The sequence below is a fragment of the Neptuniibacter sp. genome, from assembly GCF_024231755.1.
Classification (GTDB): Bacteria; Pseudomonadota; Gammaproteobacteria; order Pseudomonadales; family Balneatricaceae; genus Neptuniibacter.
Map to the genome: position 1 here is coordinate 24,895 of NZ_JAAEQH010000269.1, position 14,450 is coordinate 39,344.

At 45.6% G+C, this 14,450-nt stretch carries 26 protein-coding genes; 5 read left to right on the forward strand and 21 right to left on the reverse strand.

Annotated elements, in window-relative coordinates; translation table 11 throughout:
- Positions 1-10: 10 nt before the first annotated feature.
- Together GY843_RS15185 and GY843_RS15190 are read left to right on the forward strand one after the other, a co-directional pair.
- Positions 11-1,924 carry a hypothetical protein gene (locus GY843_RS15185; protein WP_297310813.1) on the forward strand — a complete coding sequence of 638 codons (1,914 nt, stop codon included), beginning with the start codon at positions 11-13 and terminating at the stop codon, positions 1,922-1,924.
- A gap of 10 nt (positions 1,925-1,934) precedes the next feature.
- A complete protein-coding gene (locus tag GY843_RS15190; RefSeq protein ID WP_297310814.1) occupies positions 1,935-2,384 on the forward strand; it encodes a hypothetical protein in 450 nt (149 codons plus the stop codon).
- A 6-nt stretch (positions 2,385-2,390) separates the two neighbouring features.
- On the opposite strand, the gene GY843_RS15195 is transcribed toward GY843_RS15190, so the two are convergent.
- Positions 2,391-2,906 carry a hypothetical protein gene (locus tag GY843_RS15195; RefSeq protein ID WP_297310815.1) on the reverse strand — a complete coding sequence of 172 codons (516 nt, stop codon included), beginning with the start codon at positions 2,904-2,906 and terminating at the stop codon, positions 2,391-2,393.
- Between the two features lie 266 nt (positions 2,907-3,172).
- Here GY843_RS15195 and GY843_RS15200 point away from each other — a divergent pair, with 266 nt between their 5' ends.
- A complete protein-coding gene (locus tag GY843_RS15200; RefSeq protein WP_297310816.1) occupies positions 3,173-3,538 on the forward strand; it encodes a S24 family peptidase in 366 nt (121 codons plus the stop codon).
- Between the two features lie 620 nt (positions 3,539-4,158).
- Here the strand turns inward: GY843_RS15200 and GY843_RS15205 are convergent.
- The 19 genes from GY843_RS15205 to GY843_RS15295 all read right to left on the reverse strand — a co-directional run bounded on the left by GY843_RS15205 (position 4,159) and on the right by GY843_RS15295 (position 12,936).
- Positions 4,159-5,130, reverse strand: a complete 972-nt coding sequence (locus GY843_RS15205) for an integron integrase (RefSeq protein WP_297310818.1) — start codon at positions 5,128-5,130, stop codon at positions 4,159-4,161.
- Positions 5,131-5,181: 51 nt separating this feature from the next.
- Positions 5,182-5,382 carry a hypothetical protein gene (locus tag GY843_RS15210; RefSeq protein ID WP_297310820.1) on the reverse strand — a complete coding sequence of 67 codons (201 nt, stop codon included), beginning with the start codon at positions 5,380-5,382 and terminating at the stop codon, positions 5,182-5,184.
- 94 nt (positions 5,383-5,476) lie between these two features.
- Entirely contained in the window at positions 5,477-6,190 is a 714-nt protein-coding gene (locus GY843_RS15215; protein WP_297310821.1) for a hypothetical protein, read from the reverse strand.
- A gap of 69 nt (positions 6,191-6,259) precedes the next feature.
- Positions 6,260-7,465, reverse strand: a complete 1,206-nt coding sequence (locus GY843_RS15220; protein WP_297310822.1) for a tyrosine-type recombinase/integrase — start codon at positions 7,463-7,465, stop codon at positions 6,260-6,262.
- Positions 7,455-7,733, reverse strand: coding sequence for an excisionase (locus tag GY843_RS15225; RefSeq protein ID WP_297310823.1), 279 nt, complete (start codon positions 7,731-7,733; stop codon positions 7,455-7,457). The genes GY843_RS15220 and GY843_RS15225 overlap by 11 nt, the downstream gene beginning before the upstream one ends.
- 71 nt (positions 7,734-7,804) lie before the next feature.
- On the reverse strand, positions 7,805-8,098 hold the full coding sequence (locus tag GY843_RS15230; RefSeq protein WP_297310824.1) for a hypothetical protein: 294 nt from the start codon (positions 8,096-8,098) through the stop codon (positions 7,805-7,807).
- Positions 8,099-8,183: 85 nt separating this feature from the next.
- Positions 8,184-8,381 carry a hypothetical protein gene (locus GY843_RS15235; RefSeq protein ID WP_297310825.1) on the reverse strand — a complete coding sequence of 66 codons (198 nt, stop codon included), beginning with the start codon at positions 8,379-8,381 and terminating at the stop codon, positions 8,184-8,186.
- Positions 8,382-8,394: 13 nt separating this feature from the next.
- The gene (locus GY843_RS15240) at positions 8,395-9,237 is read right to left on the reverse strand and encodes a hypothetical protein (RefSeq protein ID WP_297310826.1); all 843 of its coding nucleotides are present in this window, start codon (positions 9,235-9,237) and stop codon (positions 8,395-8,397) included.
- Between the two features lie 65 nt (positions 9,238-9,302).
- A complete protein-coding gene (locus GY843_RS15245) occupies positions 9,303-9,476 on the reverse strand; it encodes a hypothetical protein (RefSeq protein WP_297310827.1) in 174 nt (57 codons plus the stop codon).
- The gene (locus tag GY843_RS15250; protein ID WP_297310829.1) at positions 9,469-9,780 is read right to left on the reverse strand and encodes a hypothetical protein; all 312 of its coding nucleotides are present in this window, start codon (positions 9,778-9,780) and stop codon (positions 9,469-9,471) included. Before GY843_RS15250 ends, GY843_RS15245 begins: the two co-directional genes overlap by 8 nt.
- A 1-nt stretch (position 9,781) precedes the next feature.
- On the reverse strand, positions 9,782-9,931 hold the full coding sequence (locus tag GY843_RS15255) for a hypothetical protein (protein ID WP_297310830.1): 150 nt from the start codon (positions 9,929-9,931) through the stop codon (positions 9,782-9,784).
- Positions 9,928-10,617 carry a hypothetical protein gene (locus GY843_RS15260; RefSeq protein WP_297310831.1) on the reverse strand — a complete coding sequence of 230 codons (690 nt, stop codon included), beginning with the start codon at positions 10,615-10,617 and terminating at the stop codon, positions 9,928-9,930. The genes GY843_RS15255 and GY843_RS15260 overlap by 4 nt, the downstream gene beginning before the upstream one ends.
- Complete coding sequence (locus tag GY843_RS15265; RefSeq protein ID WP_297310832.1) at positions 10,604-10,921, reverse strand: hypothetical protein; 318 nt, start codon at positions 10,919-10,921, stop codon at positions 10,604-10,606. Before GY843_RS15265 ends, GY843_RS15260 begins: the two co-directional genes overlap by 14 nt.
- Positions 10,918-11,148, reverse strand: coding sequence for a hypothetical protein (locus tag GY843_RS15270; protein WP_297310833.1), 231 nt, complete (start codon positions 11,146-11,148; stop codon positions 10,918-10,920). The genes GY843_RS15265 and GY843_RS15270 overlap by 4 nt, the downstream gene beginning before the upstream one ends.
- A 9-nt stretch (positions 11,149-11,157) precedes the next feature.
- Positions 11,158-11,409: a helix-turn-helix domain-containing protein gene (locus GY843_RS15275; protein ID WP_297310834.1), complete on the reverse strand. Its 252-nt coding sequence runs from the start codon at positions 11,407-11,409 to the stop codon at positions 11,158-11,160.
- Between the two features lie 3 nt (positions 11,410-11,412).
- Positions 11,413-11,592 (reverse strand): hypothetical protein, encoded by a 180-nt coding sequence (locus GY843_RS15280; protein WP_297310835.1) that lies wholly within the window; start codon positions 11,590-11,592, stop codon positions 11,413-11,415.
- Positions 11,593-11,728: 136 nt separating this feature from the next.
- Positions 11,729-12,016, reverse strand: coding sequence for a hypothetical protein (locus tag GY843_RS15285; RefSeq protein WP_297310838.1), 288 nt, complete (start codon positions 12,014-12,016; stop codon positions 11,729-11,731).
- Between the two features lie 3 nt (positions 12,017-12,019).
- Positions 12,020-12,418: a helix-turn-helix transcriptional regulator gene (locus GY843_RS15290; protein WP_297310840.1), complete on the reverse strand. Its 399-nt coding sequence runs from the start codon at positions 12,416-12,418 to the stop codon at positions 12,020-12,022.
- A 164-nt stretch (positions 12,419-12,582) separates the two neighbouring features.
- Positions 12,583-12,936 (reverse strand): helix-turn-helix domain-containing protein, encoded by a 354-nt coding sequence (locus tag GY843_RS15295; protein WP_297310842.1) that lies wholly within the window; start codon positions 12,934-12,936, stop codon positions 12,583-12,585.
- 222 nt (positions 12,937-13,158) lie between these two features.
- Here GY843_RS15295 and GY843_RS15300 point away from each other — a divergent pair, with 222 nt between their 5' ends.
- Complete coding sequence (locus GY843_RS15300) at positions 13,159-13,344, forward strand: hypothetical protein (RefSeq protein WP_297310844.1); 186 nt, start codon at positions 13,159-13,161, stop codon at positions 13,342-13,344.
- Here GY843_RS15300 and GY843_RS15305 read toward each other — a convergent pair.
- Positions 13,341-13,931, reverse strand: a complete 591-nt coding sequence (locus GY843_RS15305) for a hypothetical protein (RefSeq protein WP_297310845.1) — start codon at positions 13,929-13,931, stop codon at positions 13,341-13,343. The two genes, GY843_RS15300 and GY843_RS15305, sit on opposite strands and share 4 nt — an antisense overlap.
- Positions 13,932-13,970: 39 nt before the next feature.
- Here GY843_RS15305 and GY843_RS15310 point away from each other — a divergent pair, with 39 nt between their 5' ends.
- Positions 13,971-14,210 (forward strand): hypothetical protein, encoded by a 240-nt coding sequence (locus GY843_RS15310; RefSeq protein ID WP_297310846.1) that lies wholly within the window; start codon positions 13,971-13,973, stop codon positions 14,208-14,210.
- Positions 14,211-14,450 lie beyond the last annotated feature (240 nt).

Consider the following 14,450-nt stretch of genomic DNA (forward strand, 5'->3'; position numbering starts at 1 on the left):
AGGTTCATTAATGTCAACTAAAAAAGGATCAGGCCTACCTGTGTTGGCAGAGGCGCCTGCAAATGATGATACGCTATTTATAATTGATAAAAGTGACATTGCTGATGCTCCTACCGGCAAAACCAAGAAAATTACGATAAGTTACTTATTTACTGGGCTAGTTAAGTATGACGATGTCGTAGCAAACTTTACTGGCGAACTCCGTCAAAATGATTCACCGGTTCTGGTGGCTTCCGACTTAGGGAATAGCGTTCAAGCCCATGATCCAGCTACAGCCAAGACCAATCAGCTAACTAACTTTACTGCAGGACTGCAGTATAACGGTAATACTGTTCTTGATACTGGAGACTTAGGGATCCTAGTTCAGCCCTATAACTCTGCTATTCCGACCCAGACGGCAACGCAGCAAGAAATGGAAGAGGGGACGGTAGCAGCGAACCGTTCAATGTCCCCTGAGCTTGTCGCTCAAGCTATCGCAGCCCTTACTGGTACAGCAGGCGGGGTTCGCACCTTCACAGCCGATGGCGCAATTTCTGCCGGAGATGTAGTGTCATTGAATACAGACAGCACAGTGAAAACGATTAGTGCTGCTGAGAACGTAACTGTTAATCAGTTTGATGTAGAGATAACCAACAGCGCTGTAAAACCGTGGCAAGCGAATATAGTTTACGACAGTGTTAACAACAAGGCGGCGGCGTTTTGGGTTGATAATGCCACTGATGACCCTACTGTCGCGGTAGGGACTATTAGTGCTGGTGGTACCATCGATTGGGGCACACCTGTTTCCATTGCAAGTGGCGTTGATTGTTATAACTGTAACGCTGACTTCGATGTCGCTAACGGGAAGTTCGCAATTTTCTATGATGACTACAATGGCGCTAATGATTCTTACGGGATTGTAGGTACCATTTCAGGCGACACAATGACGTTCGGTAACCCGCAGGCATTAACAGGAACTACGTCTGCATTGGGCGATTCCTGCCATGTCGTCTATGACCCTGCAGCGGGTGCGTCAGCTTTTATCTACGCAGAAACCCCTAATGGGTACGGTAGAGCGCAGGTAGGCACAATCTCAGGCACAGATATTTCATTCGGTGCTGAAGCTACATATTCCTCAGCGGGGAACGTGATTAGAGCCAACGGCGCATGTTACGACTCATCAGACGAAAAGGTCGTAATATCCTACGAGGCTGCTGGTAACAATCAGTACGGTACATCTGTAGTCGGATCTATCTCAGGTACAGATATTTCATTCGGTTCAGAGGTGGTATTCGCCAGCGCTGCAACAAAAGACGTAGATTGCGCTTATGATGCTGTTGCAAATAAGACCATGGTTACTTTTGTAGATGATGCGGCAAGCGACCACGCGAAATATATTATCGGTGATGTTAGCGGAGCAGCGATAACTTTCAATGGTTCTGAGGGCACTATCAAATCTGTCGACACAGAAGAGATGAGAGTTGTATCTAACCCTGTAACTGGAACTATGGGTGTTATCTTTCAGAATAACGTAGCTAACGATGCCGAAATAACCTTCGGCACAATAGTTGGGGATAGCGCCTCATTCACTACACCTGAAGTCGTTAAGAATTACACAACCACAGTAGATCGGCTGTCAATCTGTTACAGCTCTGCTGATGATAAATACATAGTGACGTATGACGCTGGTGGCGGGCTGGATTCAGGCTTGATTGATTATGAATTAACCACTACCGCTGATGATTACATCGGCATTGCCGTTGAGGCAATCTCGGACACCGCATCAGGTGAGATTAACATTATCGGCGGCGTTAACGCTCAGCAGAGCGGTTTAACTACCGGCGCCAAGTACTATGTGTCATCAACTGGGGCTTTAACCACAAGCGACACAGGTCGGCCTATTGGTCGCGCTCTTTCTTCTACTGAAATCCTAATTAACAACTGAGATCACTAAGATGAAGACTATTTGTAAAGACGGCATTAGCGTTTACCTACTTGAAGATGACGCAACGGTTGAGTTTGTATCCAACGGCCTATTGATAGATACGGGCGAGAGTAAATTTATCGTGAGTGATCTAACACTCGAAAACATGGATATTCATGAAGACATAACAGCTCCCGATCTATGGCGCGGGGGTGTTTATGCTTTTGATGGTGAAGCATGGGTGCTGCAATTGAATCGAGCGCCCCGCGTTGTATCGATGCGCCAGGCGCGTCTGGCTCTGCTAGCTGAAGGCTTGCTTGATGGCGTTAACGCTGCAATCACAGACCCGGCTCAGGTTATCGAATGGGAGTACGCAACCGAGGTTAAACGTGATGACGATCTGGTTTCAGCAATTGCTGGCGGTCTGTCTATGACCGATGATCAAGTTGCCGGGTTGTTCCTGAAAGCGTCAATGTACTAACAAGCTTTAAATCCCGCACTTGGCCAGAGCATCGATTAGTGTTTTGTCTATTTTGTGCTCACCAACTGTAGAGCCAGCAGTGTTAACGGCCAGCCCCAGCACCCTCATTTTCAAGACTGATCCAGTCTTTATCTGATCAATAATCATTTCAGCTTTAGCTCCTTCAACTGCTGTGTAGGGGCTGCTTATCTTATGGACATCATTCATCATGGTGTCCATTGATTTCTTTAGGGCTTCTTTGTCTATTTGATCGTTGTTCTTAATATACGAAAGATCAGTGCTATGGAGCTTTGGAGCATACCTTAGCGGGGTTTCCTGCGTTGATAGTTCTATCATTTCATTGCTATCAACTCGAATCTGTACATTGCCGACAGGAATGTTGTAGTCATTATGAACGCCGAATACAGCCCCTGTTTCTCCTTTAGAAAAGAAAGGGTAGTAATGGATTCCGCCTTGGCTTTTTATAAAGCCGCGCGCTAGATCTGATCCTAAAGTGACAGAGCAACTACTTTTATCGGTCATCGGGTCTAGCTTTTCTTTAACCACCCAGGGAGAAGAGGCGCAGCCGGTAAGAAGTAGAGCAGGGAGAAGAGCAAGGGATCGCATCGTTTAATCGTCCTTAATTAAATGTTGTGGCAATAATAGGTATAACCACCTGAAAAAGAAAGCGCCTTGCGTGCCCGACATCAAAAGTATAATTCAGCTACCGGAACCGTAATTGGCGCGAAAACTTTCAAAATAAGTAAAACTCCATAATAATTAACTGTATATATGCACAGGTATCGGTTATGGAATTTATTGCTTCCCCAGATAATAGAGCTGATCTTAATGAAATAACAAACTGCCAACACTTCACTGTTTATATGTTCACTGCCAGCGGTAACGCAATGGAAAGGGCGGGGATCTTAGATGGTGATTTGCTGATAGTAGATCGAGCTCTTGATCCTCAAAATAATGACGTGGTTGTAGCTGCGGTAGATGGTGAATTCGTTGTTCGTCGCCTGCAGCTCAACCCTGATTTGCTCCTTTCAGATTGTGATGATAATCACTGCCCACCCATCGTCCCAGAAACAACCCAGTACGGCCATGACGTTACTTACTTGGGTATATTTGGTGTAGTTACTAACTCTGTACACAGGTTCCGCAAGGATTAGGGGATATGTACCGAACGGAACATACAGTTAAGATTCATTACCCGCCAAATCATTCAGAATATACAGGACTGTTATTTCTGCATTTTATTGAAAAATAGGCTGTTATTATTCGAGTTATATTCTGAATAGTGCACCTAAGATTTTGATAAATATAGATTCTACGACAGACTTAAAATCTCTTGCTGATATGTATTCATTGATACGTATCTAAAACAGTAATAGGGAATTGCTATTCCTTTGATTTAAGCGGCAAGGTAACAGCCAAAAGAACGACTAAAAAGTGGGACAACTTAATTGTAAGTCATTGATTTACTTAGACCGAATAATTACATAAAACCACTGTTTTTATATCCAGTTTTTCGCCTTTAACCGATTGAATTAAATGGGGTAATTCAGGGTCAGTGCTGTATACCAAAGATAAATATAGCATTAGCTTTAAATATCTGAATTTAAAACTGTTTATTCGAGTGGGACTTAAATGGGACTTCAGTGGGACAACCCTATAAACAACGAAAGGCCAGCGTCGCTATCTCGAGAGAGTAAAATTCCTCTTAATTTGCGAGCTGGCCTTTAGTTATTTGGGCTAATGATGTGTATCAAATAGTACAGTTGGAAGCGTTTTACGAGCTGTGCGCAATATTTTCTAACGGGCTCCTGGTGCTTAGGGCTCCATTTACCATGACGTGAGTATAAATCTGAGTGGTACGAACATCTTCATGACCAAGAAGCTCTTGCAAGGTTCTGATATCAGTTCCGCTTTCGAGCAGGTGGGTAGCAAAGCTATGTCGCAGGGCATGGGATTTAAAATCTTTATTGATCCCGGCTTTTTTCTTGGCTGCTCTCAATGCTTTGCCAACAGCTGAATCGTGAATATGGTGCCGGCGAATAATGCCGGTGTATGGCTCTGGTCCGGGCTTGCTAGAAGGGAATACGAACTGCCAGGCAAGCTCTTTAGCTGCGTTAGGAAATTTCTTAGCCAGCGTGTTTGGCATGTAAACTTCACCGACACCATTTGCTAGATCTTCGTTATGTAACCGATCAACCACATCAATCTGATTCTTCAAGGCGTTAATCAGGGGAGGCGGCATCATTACTGTTCGGTCCTTGTTGCCTTTGCCTGATCTGATAGTGATGACTTGCCTGTCAAAATCCAGATCCTTTATCCTTATATTCAGCGCTTCATTCAGCCTTAAACCACAGCCATACAACAGGCTGCAAATGGTGTGATGAATACCTGTTATGTTATTCAGCAGGCGCCTTAATTCATCTTGGGACAGCACTACCGGTAGTTTCCTAGCTCTAGTGGATTTGGGAAACGTACCAAGCTCTCCCAACTCCTGTTTTAATATCTCCTTGTATAAGAACGATATCGCATTAAGTGCTAACTTTTGCGTGCAGTGACTGTTGTTTAGGTCGCGAACAAGATAAGTCAGAAACCCCCTTACTTTGTCTTGACTAGTTCCGGCAGGATTACGCACGCAGAAGTCAATGTAACGAATAATCCAGCTTCTATATGAGCGCTCAGAACGATGAGAATAGCCTTTAAACCTCATAGTATTACTTAGTGCTTCGATTACTGTTTCTTTATTCATTATCTTTCTCTCTTGCGTGCATATAAGACCGGATGGCCTACTAACCCGGTGTTATCTACCGTAATCGTGCTTCCGGTCCCGCTCTGCAAAACAGCCAAACTCAGCCAAAAGCCAGAGTGGAATCATCCACAACAGGATTGAGTAATTAAAACCAGTTTCACGCAGCACCAAGTAGAAAAGCAGCAGGGTGGCAGCATCCCCCAGATACTTGAAGAACGTGTAAAAACTGTAGGATGCTTTTATGTGCTTCATTTCCTATTCCTTCAAAAAGTAGATAACAATCAGTTCTACTGTGGACGCTGTTTCGCTCATGCCTTCGCTACACTCGCGCCCGTAAACAATGGGGTTATGCAGCACTAGAACTCAGTGCTTGCCTGTTACTTTCAAATACCGCTTGTGCAAATCCCCGGGGGGTAGCGGACCTAATGTTTTTTGTTTTAGTGGATTTTCCACCGCACAATTTCCAGCCTGGGTTTTCTTTGTAAAGTGGATCCACTTTTTTGCGCTTAGGCTCCTTGAAACCGTTGCCGTGCCAGATGCATGTATCTTTGTTGTATGCGTCACGTCCCGGGTAAATCTGGGGGTATAACGGGTGCGCATCATCCTCTGGAAGGTAGCCGCCATAGTCACAAGGATTGAATCTGAAATCGTAAGATCGGTACTGTGTTGAAAGTGCGCCCATAGGATTTTCAAATGCCCATGCGCTTCCACAAAGCACGCCTACCACCCGAACTAAATCACATAGCTCTATAGCTTCAGAATGAAACATAGGGTTAAAGTCTCGTTTCTTCTGGAAGTGCTTAGCCCCAGCGTTTGTTAAATCCGTGCATTCAGGGAAGCCGAATACAAATACAACTCCCGGCCCGACCATGGAGGCTATGCGCTGAGCAAATAGAAGCTTTGAATTTGCTTCAAAGAACATTCCTACCTTCACGTGGTTTCCATCCCGGGTGATTCCTCTGGAATGTTGACCATCGAAACACCAACATTCGTAGCCCTCATCAAGCCAAGGCTGAGCCATGATGCCTGTGTAATCGAATAAAAATATTGCCTTCTTCATCAATTCAAGCCCGTTCTATTCCTGCATAACATGCCGCGCCACAGTGACCTGCGGCACGTGCGCTCTGGGTTAACTTTCTGCCACATTCACGGTCACCCAGTCATGCCCACGTGAATCCTTGTAGATAGCTGTGGTGCTTTCCAGTTTGTGACCTAGTAGCTTCTGAACATCAATGATCTGCGAGTGTGGCTTTCCGGCTAGCGCAAGCAATTCATTTTTATTGTTTTGCTTTTCATATTCTCGACCAGACAGTGATCTAGTCTCATGTAGGGTAGGGGGATTGAATTCGCCCCAGCTCTTCCCAAGTGACCGAATGGCATCAGCAAACAGATAAGAGAACGTGTCTGTTCTCACTCTATCGCCTGCACGGCAGTGGCCTTTGCTTTTGTTGTGATGGAATAAGTACCGGCTTACTACTCGATCACGGCATAAAGAGATAATGTCTCTTACGCTGTAACCGATAGAGTCCAGGCGAAGATCAAGAGGTATAGCCACCTTGGTTCCTGTCTTGCCTTGAATTACGCCGATATATTCAATCCCTTCGATCATCTGTATGTCATCAAACCGGCATTTGGCGATATCTTCACGGCGCTGACCGGTAACCAGAGCAAATAGCATTGCTTTCCACATAAAGGGCTGCTGGTTCTTCTGAGACCACTCTAGCGCTGCCTTGAAAACCTCCAGCAGCAAACGTGATCGTTTGGTTTGTCTGGCAATCGGCTTTGTGAACTGGGCAGGGTTACCTTTCTCGGATGGTAGAACGCCTTCACTGATAGCCTCTGCACAGATATCGATAAGGGTAGAGCGGATCATTACCGCCATCCCATCCTTGCTGCGAGACAAGAAATCCTCTTTAAGGTACTTGGTGAAATCGTATGTATTCAGCTGGTGGATTTTACGCTGCTGAAATTTCTTCTTAACTCGCTTAACTCTGCTCTCTATTGTTTTTAGAGTGCTGGCTTTGATCTTGCCTAGCTCAAAGCGCTTCTGCTGAATAAGCATGTACTCATCGCACCACCTGCCCCAAGTTATGCCTGTTCCTGATTCGGCGCCAGATAGGATTAGCTCAGCCTCTTTATCAAGTATCTTCTGTGCAATGATGGCATTAGCCTGTTTGGCAATGCGTTCAGCTTCAGTCCTGTTGCCTCCGCCTACTGTCTTGGTTCTACCGGTCATTACGTTCTTGTACCTGTAGCGAACCTTCCCGTTTTTGGTTGGCTCGGCTCTAAGGTTAGGCACATCCGTTTGCTTGTTAACGCGGGGTCTAGGCGACATTTCCTACTATCTCCAATACGACCGGGTCCACTTTACTGAGATCGACATCAGCGGCGTTCATTTTCATGGCAGCGGCCTTTTTAACCATCTCTGTTCTGGCACGGCTACGGGTTTCTGTGAGCTTTGCATTCTCGTCTACCATGTAACAACCGGCCACCATTTCGACTTCAGGAGAAAAGCGACCTTCGCGTGCGTATCTACGCAGCGTATTAATGCCAATTTCCTTTGAGTAGTGGAGCTTAGCCCAATCTGTTAATGGTACTTTCATAATAGAAACCTATTTCATTATTGGTCTATCAGTTGCGTGCATATAAGACCGAATGGCCTACTAACCCGGTGTTATACGACCGCCACTCTATCTTCCTTTATCTCTTCTACATCTTTAGGTAGCGGCCTTAGTTTGCGGTCTGGGAAAACTCCATACATACCGTCCTCAAGCGCTCCAGCAAATGGTGTACCGAGGCTTTTACATACCCAGCTATTCGGTTTACTTGGGCTGTTTATAACGCCGTTTGGTAACTCAAAATATCCGCTAGGGGCCAGAAATAAGACTTCAACCAACCTCCCAGAATTTTTGCCGTTAAACTTATCGCTATATAGCGTGATTGCTGAGTCTCCAGGCTTGCAGTTCATGCTATCTCCTCGTATAACAAAGCCATTCAAAGGACTCTGTTTTCACTCGTTAAACTCGTGCAAATTCGTGCCTGTGATGGCACGGTTATGCATTCTGATTTCTAAATTCAGCTTCTTTTTCCGCTTCTGTTTCATCGAAGAAAGTAGAAGCCTTTTCCCCGTCTGGCGAATACAGCGCCCAATCATCACAGCAACAAGTTTCAGGGTGGCATCTGCAGCTGTTGGTACGTATGTGCCATTCTTTAGGATGCTTTAAATCTGCCGGTAATAGCTCAATACTCATACTCTCTCTTCCCTTATACTGCCGGCTTTTCACAGAAAAACCCGCAGTCACCTACATAAATTGATTCGTGCTTACCTGCTTCTGGTGGTAGGTATCGCAACGGAACCATAATTGCCCCTTTGCTGTTGATCTTGATCTGGGCTTTACCCTGATCCGCATCAGCCATCATTTTTTTGAAGTGCTCCGGGTATTCGTTAATAAACTTGTTCGCTGACATTCTTGATAGAGCAGTTCCTAGCATTCGCTCTTGCTCTAATCGGGTCTCAAAAACCTCTGGGAAATCCACTCTAATCTTGTTCCAGTAGCCTGGGCTTTGAGCCTTTAAGCACCCAATACAGTTGTTATTGTTGTATCCGAGCTTGTACATTTCAGGCAGCTCTATTCCTATGCTCTCAATCAAGCTAAAGCAGTCAGCTTTAGACATGCCTTCATCAATGAGTACGGGCCAAATAGATAGATTGTTTTCACTATCAAGCAAGTCATCTATTCGTTTTTCTTCCTCGCATGTCATGCCGAATACGTGGATATCATCATGACGCTGCCAATCTAATCGAACCTGCTTTTTAAGCTCTTTAGTGCATCGAGCGCCGCGCGCTCCGGACATGTATCTAGTGCTCGCAATTACCTTGTCTACTGAAGAGTCATATTTGTCTGAGGTAAGTATTTCAATCTTCTGTCCAAACCATGATTCACACTCTTTTAGAAACCGCTCGCTATCTGGGTGTTCGTCCTTCAAATAGATGGAGGCAACCACCAGTTCTTTAGGTTTGAGAGATAGGCTGTTAGCTTCAATGGCTATCTTTGTGGCTACTGCGCTAGCAGCACCGCAACTAAACCAACAAACAATTCTTTCCATCCGTGTTGCTCCAAAAATTGCATAACATGCCGCGCCACAGTGACCTGCGGCACGTGCGCTCTGGGTTAAGGTGCTAGCCTGTCTGAGCGCTCAAGAGCAAACTGCAAAAGCTCTTCATCCTGGCTTAGCTGTGCAACTTTGATCACACCTTCCCAGAACCCGTCTGCATAGTGCTTATCAAAAGACTCTTCTAAGCCGTGGGCGTATTCCTGAAGCTGTTCCATATCAAATTTAGGCATCGTTCTTACCCTCAAAAACATCCTTAGCGAATTGTTTGGCTTTAGTTACCATTCCGCGAGCGGTGTACTGCTTGTTAAATCGACGGTCATGCATGCGACCATCTTTGATGATCGAAAGGCGAGTTTGCTGGTAGCTGCCTTCAAAGCTGGTGGACCAGCAACGAACATATCCATAAGGTGTTTGTGTCCAGCCCTCAATATCTCGCCAAAGTCGCCCGTCCTGGTAATCCTCTTGGGTTTCGAAAGCCACGCCGCCACCTGACTTAGGGTAGGGGGAGTAGTTTTCGTCTTGATGCTTAGGCATACTAGACCGCCTCAACCGTTACAGCTGGATAGAGCGTAGAGCCTTGGGCTACTGCAGCTGCTTTTGCCTTATCAGCCCCGCGATTAGTTGTTACATACAGGATTCCCTGATACTTGCGGCGGCTGAATACTTTGAATTGATAACGGTTCATGCCTGCGCGCCGCTATGCAGTTGCTTAGTCAGGTTGTTGATTAGATCAACAGGCACCAGCTGAGTTGTTTTCGGTTTAGGCTCTGGCAGGTAGTCCAGGGCAGCAGGGAAGGTTTCTTCGATGCGGCCGCGTGTTGTTAGCGGTTCCAGAACAGAGAATACGCTTGATTCGTATTCATCCGCCTCTTTGATTAGCTTCACTTGTTGTTTGTTCAGAGCTCTCAGGCGATCAGCAAAGCCTAAGATAAACGGGTCGTTCAGATACTTTTCAGTATCAATATCCAGCTCGCCATTAAAGCCGCTAGGCACTACATGAGAGGAGCCAAAGCAAAGAGTAAAGATATTGCTTTTGCTGCCCTGTAGCCGAACTCTTTGTATGTCAGAGGCAGATACAAATTTATTCTGCTCCCATTTCAGGGCTTCTGAAGTGTGGTGATGCGAGTAACCTTTAGATTTTCGGTCCTCATCAACGTCACGCCGGAAAATATTGAACATGCCTGCTTTGCATAGGTAAGCCTGATCAACTCCAGTGGCAACAGCAGCATCTGCACCAGGTTTAATCATGTAATCGAAAGCCTCTTGCATGAATGCTTTCATCTCTTCAGCAAGCGCTAGCAGTTGAGGTTTATATACCTTCTCTGCCATTTTCGCTGCGGCTTCTTCCTTAAGTTTCTTAGCAATTTTCATTTGGGCTTTCTCCTTTGTGTGACATGTCCACTTTTAAAAGCTCGCGTAACTGTGACGGGTCACGCTCTATTAGTTTGTCTGCGTTATGTATGAGAAGGGTGGTTACCTCTTGCCATTGCTCGCACTCGTTAAACGCTATCAGGCGATCTAAGGCTTCCTTTGTTCCCCTGAATACAGTGAGCTTCAAATCTTCAGCCCCTACGGCTGCTAGGTGGGCTTCTTCTTTCTCCCGCTGCTTTCGCTTACGCTCTCTGGCTTTACGGCGTTTGCGTTCCTGAGGGGTTTCGTTTGCTTGATCTGTCATTGAGCACCACCTAAATTCATCTGAACACCAAGACTTTCATAAACGGCGTCTTCTACTGCTTTGATGGCAGCAGCTGGGCCAAATAGGTTGTACTCCCGATGAATTTCTTCAATCAGGTTCTTTCTCATGTCTTCAGCTTCTGCGCCTAGCTTTGCAATGATCTCTTCGCGATGTTCTTCTAGGTCGATATCAACTTCGGTCCACGTTTCTACAGTGATACTTGTCATTAGCTTTACCTATCTCCCGCAGCACGGGCATTTAAAATCCATGGAAAGCTGATTAACGCGATACTTGTAGCGTTTACTGTCAGCCGCTTTAACTCTCTTCACAGCGCCGCTAATGGCGATAGCACCCAGCATTGACGAAACCTTTTGGTGAGTTGTTCCGCATTTCTCCGCTAGCTCGGTGGCGGTGTATTCCCGGTCGGGGTCCATATTTGCCAGAATCGCTGTTTCTTCAGGCGCTGATTGGGTTTGCCAGTTTTGCATTACTTAAACCTCTAATCCTGCAACCGCTTGATAGCTGGTGGCGCCAATGTGAGTAGGGCGCTTGACCTCTTGTGCGGATCTCCTGCGCACATATCGAAGCTCTTTTCCTTTAGAGTTCAATAGAGACTTAAGCTCGAAGTAGGTCATGCCCTGAATTTCTGTAAATACGCCTTGATCAACCATGGTTATAACTCCGCCAGCCAAGGGCTGATTGCTTCTTCAACGTCCTCGCCCTTAATCACGGCGATTAGAGCAACTGTTCCAGTGCAGATAGCCCAACCAATGAGGAGGGAGCAGAAGAAAGCAATGAACCAGCCTATTAACACAAAGATGCTGAACGCAGACATGGGAACACCTCTCTATTTGTAGCTATCGCTGATTCATTCTCCGCCAAGTCTTCAAGGCTCATTGCCATTGCTCTATCTGACCAACAGTGAAGCTCTATCTCTTCGCGCTCAAAGTCGGCAAATTCGATAGCAGGAGAGACCGATAGAACTTGCAACTCTTCATAACCCTTGCCAGCTGGTGGCTCGATGTGCTCATAGGCAATATCCAGCTCCATAACCTGACCATGGCGGTATAATTTGTATTGAGTTTGGTATTCCATTTTTCAGTCTCTCCGTAATGATCTAATGGTGCTGCTTGATTGGCGGTAGCGGTGAGGTCCCCTGTTCATATCCGTGTGGTCACTGTCTAGTAGTCCGCCGGTAATACAAATTACTAAGCAAAGCGCTGTTGCAGACCCTGCTTCTTTAAAGGCTGAGAACACGTCCTTAATAAACAGCTTTGCCACCAGCTGAGCGCGGGTATGAGTGTCGGTTTGCTTCATGGCGTTCTGTACGTGTGCTTTTGCTGTTCTAGCTGTGCACTCCATGATTAAGCCGATCTCCTCATCTGTTTTGCCTTCCGCAGCCCAGGATGATGCTTCTATCTGCCTTGGTGTTAGCCCCAGAATCTTTGCGACTGATAAATCAGCCTGCAGGGTTGGGGTTATTAGTTTGCTGTCCATTGCGCTTGCCTCATCACCTTTAAGGTGTTCTCAGTATCACCAATAAGGTAATCATAGTCAACACCTTTTAGGTGTTTTTAATAATAAAGGTGATGCACGGGGAGACTAAAGTAGTAGCTGAGTGCGTATGAGAGGATGAGCAGAAAGGGCGCACTGGTGCTTTATTAGCTGTCTGAGCTGTCTGATTTCGAGCAATTCATGCTGGATGCTGTAATTATCTGCAGGAAGCTTTCTTTTAGATTGTCTGGCAGGGCTCTATAGGCAGAGACTAGAGTTGCTTCATCATCTAAAAGATCATTCGGTAGTGATGGGCCGTCTATATAGTAGTTAGGAGTTATGCCGGTTGCCTTACAGACGGCCGAAACCTGATCCAAGGTTTTAGGCTGGGTTTGATTGGCCTCCCACTTTATATACGTATGGACAGATTGATTGATTTCGAGCGCTATTTCCTCGGGGGCTTTATTTGATGCTTGCCTGCCTTCCTTGAGCCGGCCGCCTCTAGTTTCGACGGTGCTCATAGTTACTTCCTGCCAATAAAAACCACCAGATGGTAATAAACAGCCCAAAAGAAACCTGCTAGAGGTTTTTTTGTTTGAAATTCATTTTATATAACCTAGTATCCGCCACTGTTCTTGAAAATCAATGTTTTAAGTGGGTCTGCCCATTCGAAATGAATGGACGAAAAGGGAATGAATTAAATATACTGTTTCTATATACAGTATCTTCTATCAGGGATAGTTATGCGAAGCCAAACAGATAAAGTTATCAGCCTCGATAATTCGATGCTGCGCAAAAATTCGGCAGATAAGCTCGTTGATGAAGCAATGGAAATAATGGCTATTGCTGACTTGGAAGAGAGAAGAGTTGAGTTTGGTAAGTGGAATTTTAGGCTTCGTCAGCACAAAAGACGCTTTAGAGGCCGTTAATTTGCCTCGGCTGCAGGCCCTTCAATTTCTTCAATGTCGCTTCCTTCTGCCTGAAGGCCTTCTTTAAGCGATTCATTAAAAGCGTACACACCAATATTGGCAATTGATTTGAAGTCTGTAGGCTCTCCACTCATTGTTGCCACTTCTTCTTGAGCGGAAATAAGGCATTCATAAAGAAGTCTTTTGTGCGCATCCGATAACCCGGAGCCATAAGCAAACTCCCTTGTTACCTCTCTTAGCTCGGGCGTCACAATTCTTTTCTCGACTATAAACTTACGATCCACTGGATCATAGGCTGGTGCAGTTTTATGCCAAACATCCAGCCACGCGCCAGGCAAGCCAAAAACTTTCTCGATCTGACGAGCAATCTTATTGCCAATTCCTTTCGATGGATTGTCGCCCATTATAGAGCTAACTTGAGACTGAGATTTTCCCAGGATATCAATAACGACAAGCTGCCCACCGCAAGCTTCTTGTATAAGCCGGGCGTTATGGTAACGGATTTCTCGAATGGTCTTTGACATATATAAATTATCGCTATCATTACCTTTAAGGTAAAACACCCAAAAGGTGTTGTTAAATAACACCAAATTGGTTATTCTCACCAAATCGGAGGGATTAACCGCATGAAATCTAATTTCGCACAATTTATTAGCGACATGAACGACCAAGAGCTTGAGCAATACGCCGAGCAATGCGTCACAACGCGCCGCTACATTTCTGAGCAACTTGTTCCAGGCAAGAAAGTTCCTCGGCAAGAGCTAATGTCTCGTTTGATTGAGAACTCTAAAGGCCAGGTTGCTCGCGATGATCTTCTTGATCATTTCTATCCAGAAGGCCGCTTTCGTTCTGCCCAATCAGCTTAGCAAATCAATGCAGATGGGATATTGCCCAAACAGACAACTGAATTCATGACTGTCGTCACTCTCATCTGCCACAAGCGGATTTACCCCGGTTGCTCGGGGGCTTTTTTAAGGGCTTTCAATGAGAGCCTTTAAAGAAGCAAGGCCATAAGTAGAGCGGTACAGCGCTATCTGTTCGCCATGCTTGTTTTGTTAGCGGTGCGCTTTAGTCGGGTTTTCAACTCCCTTGGCTAAGGCTCTCCC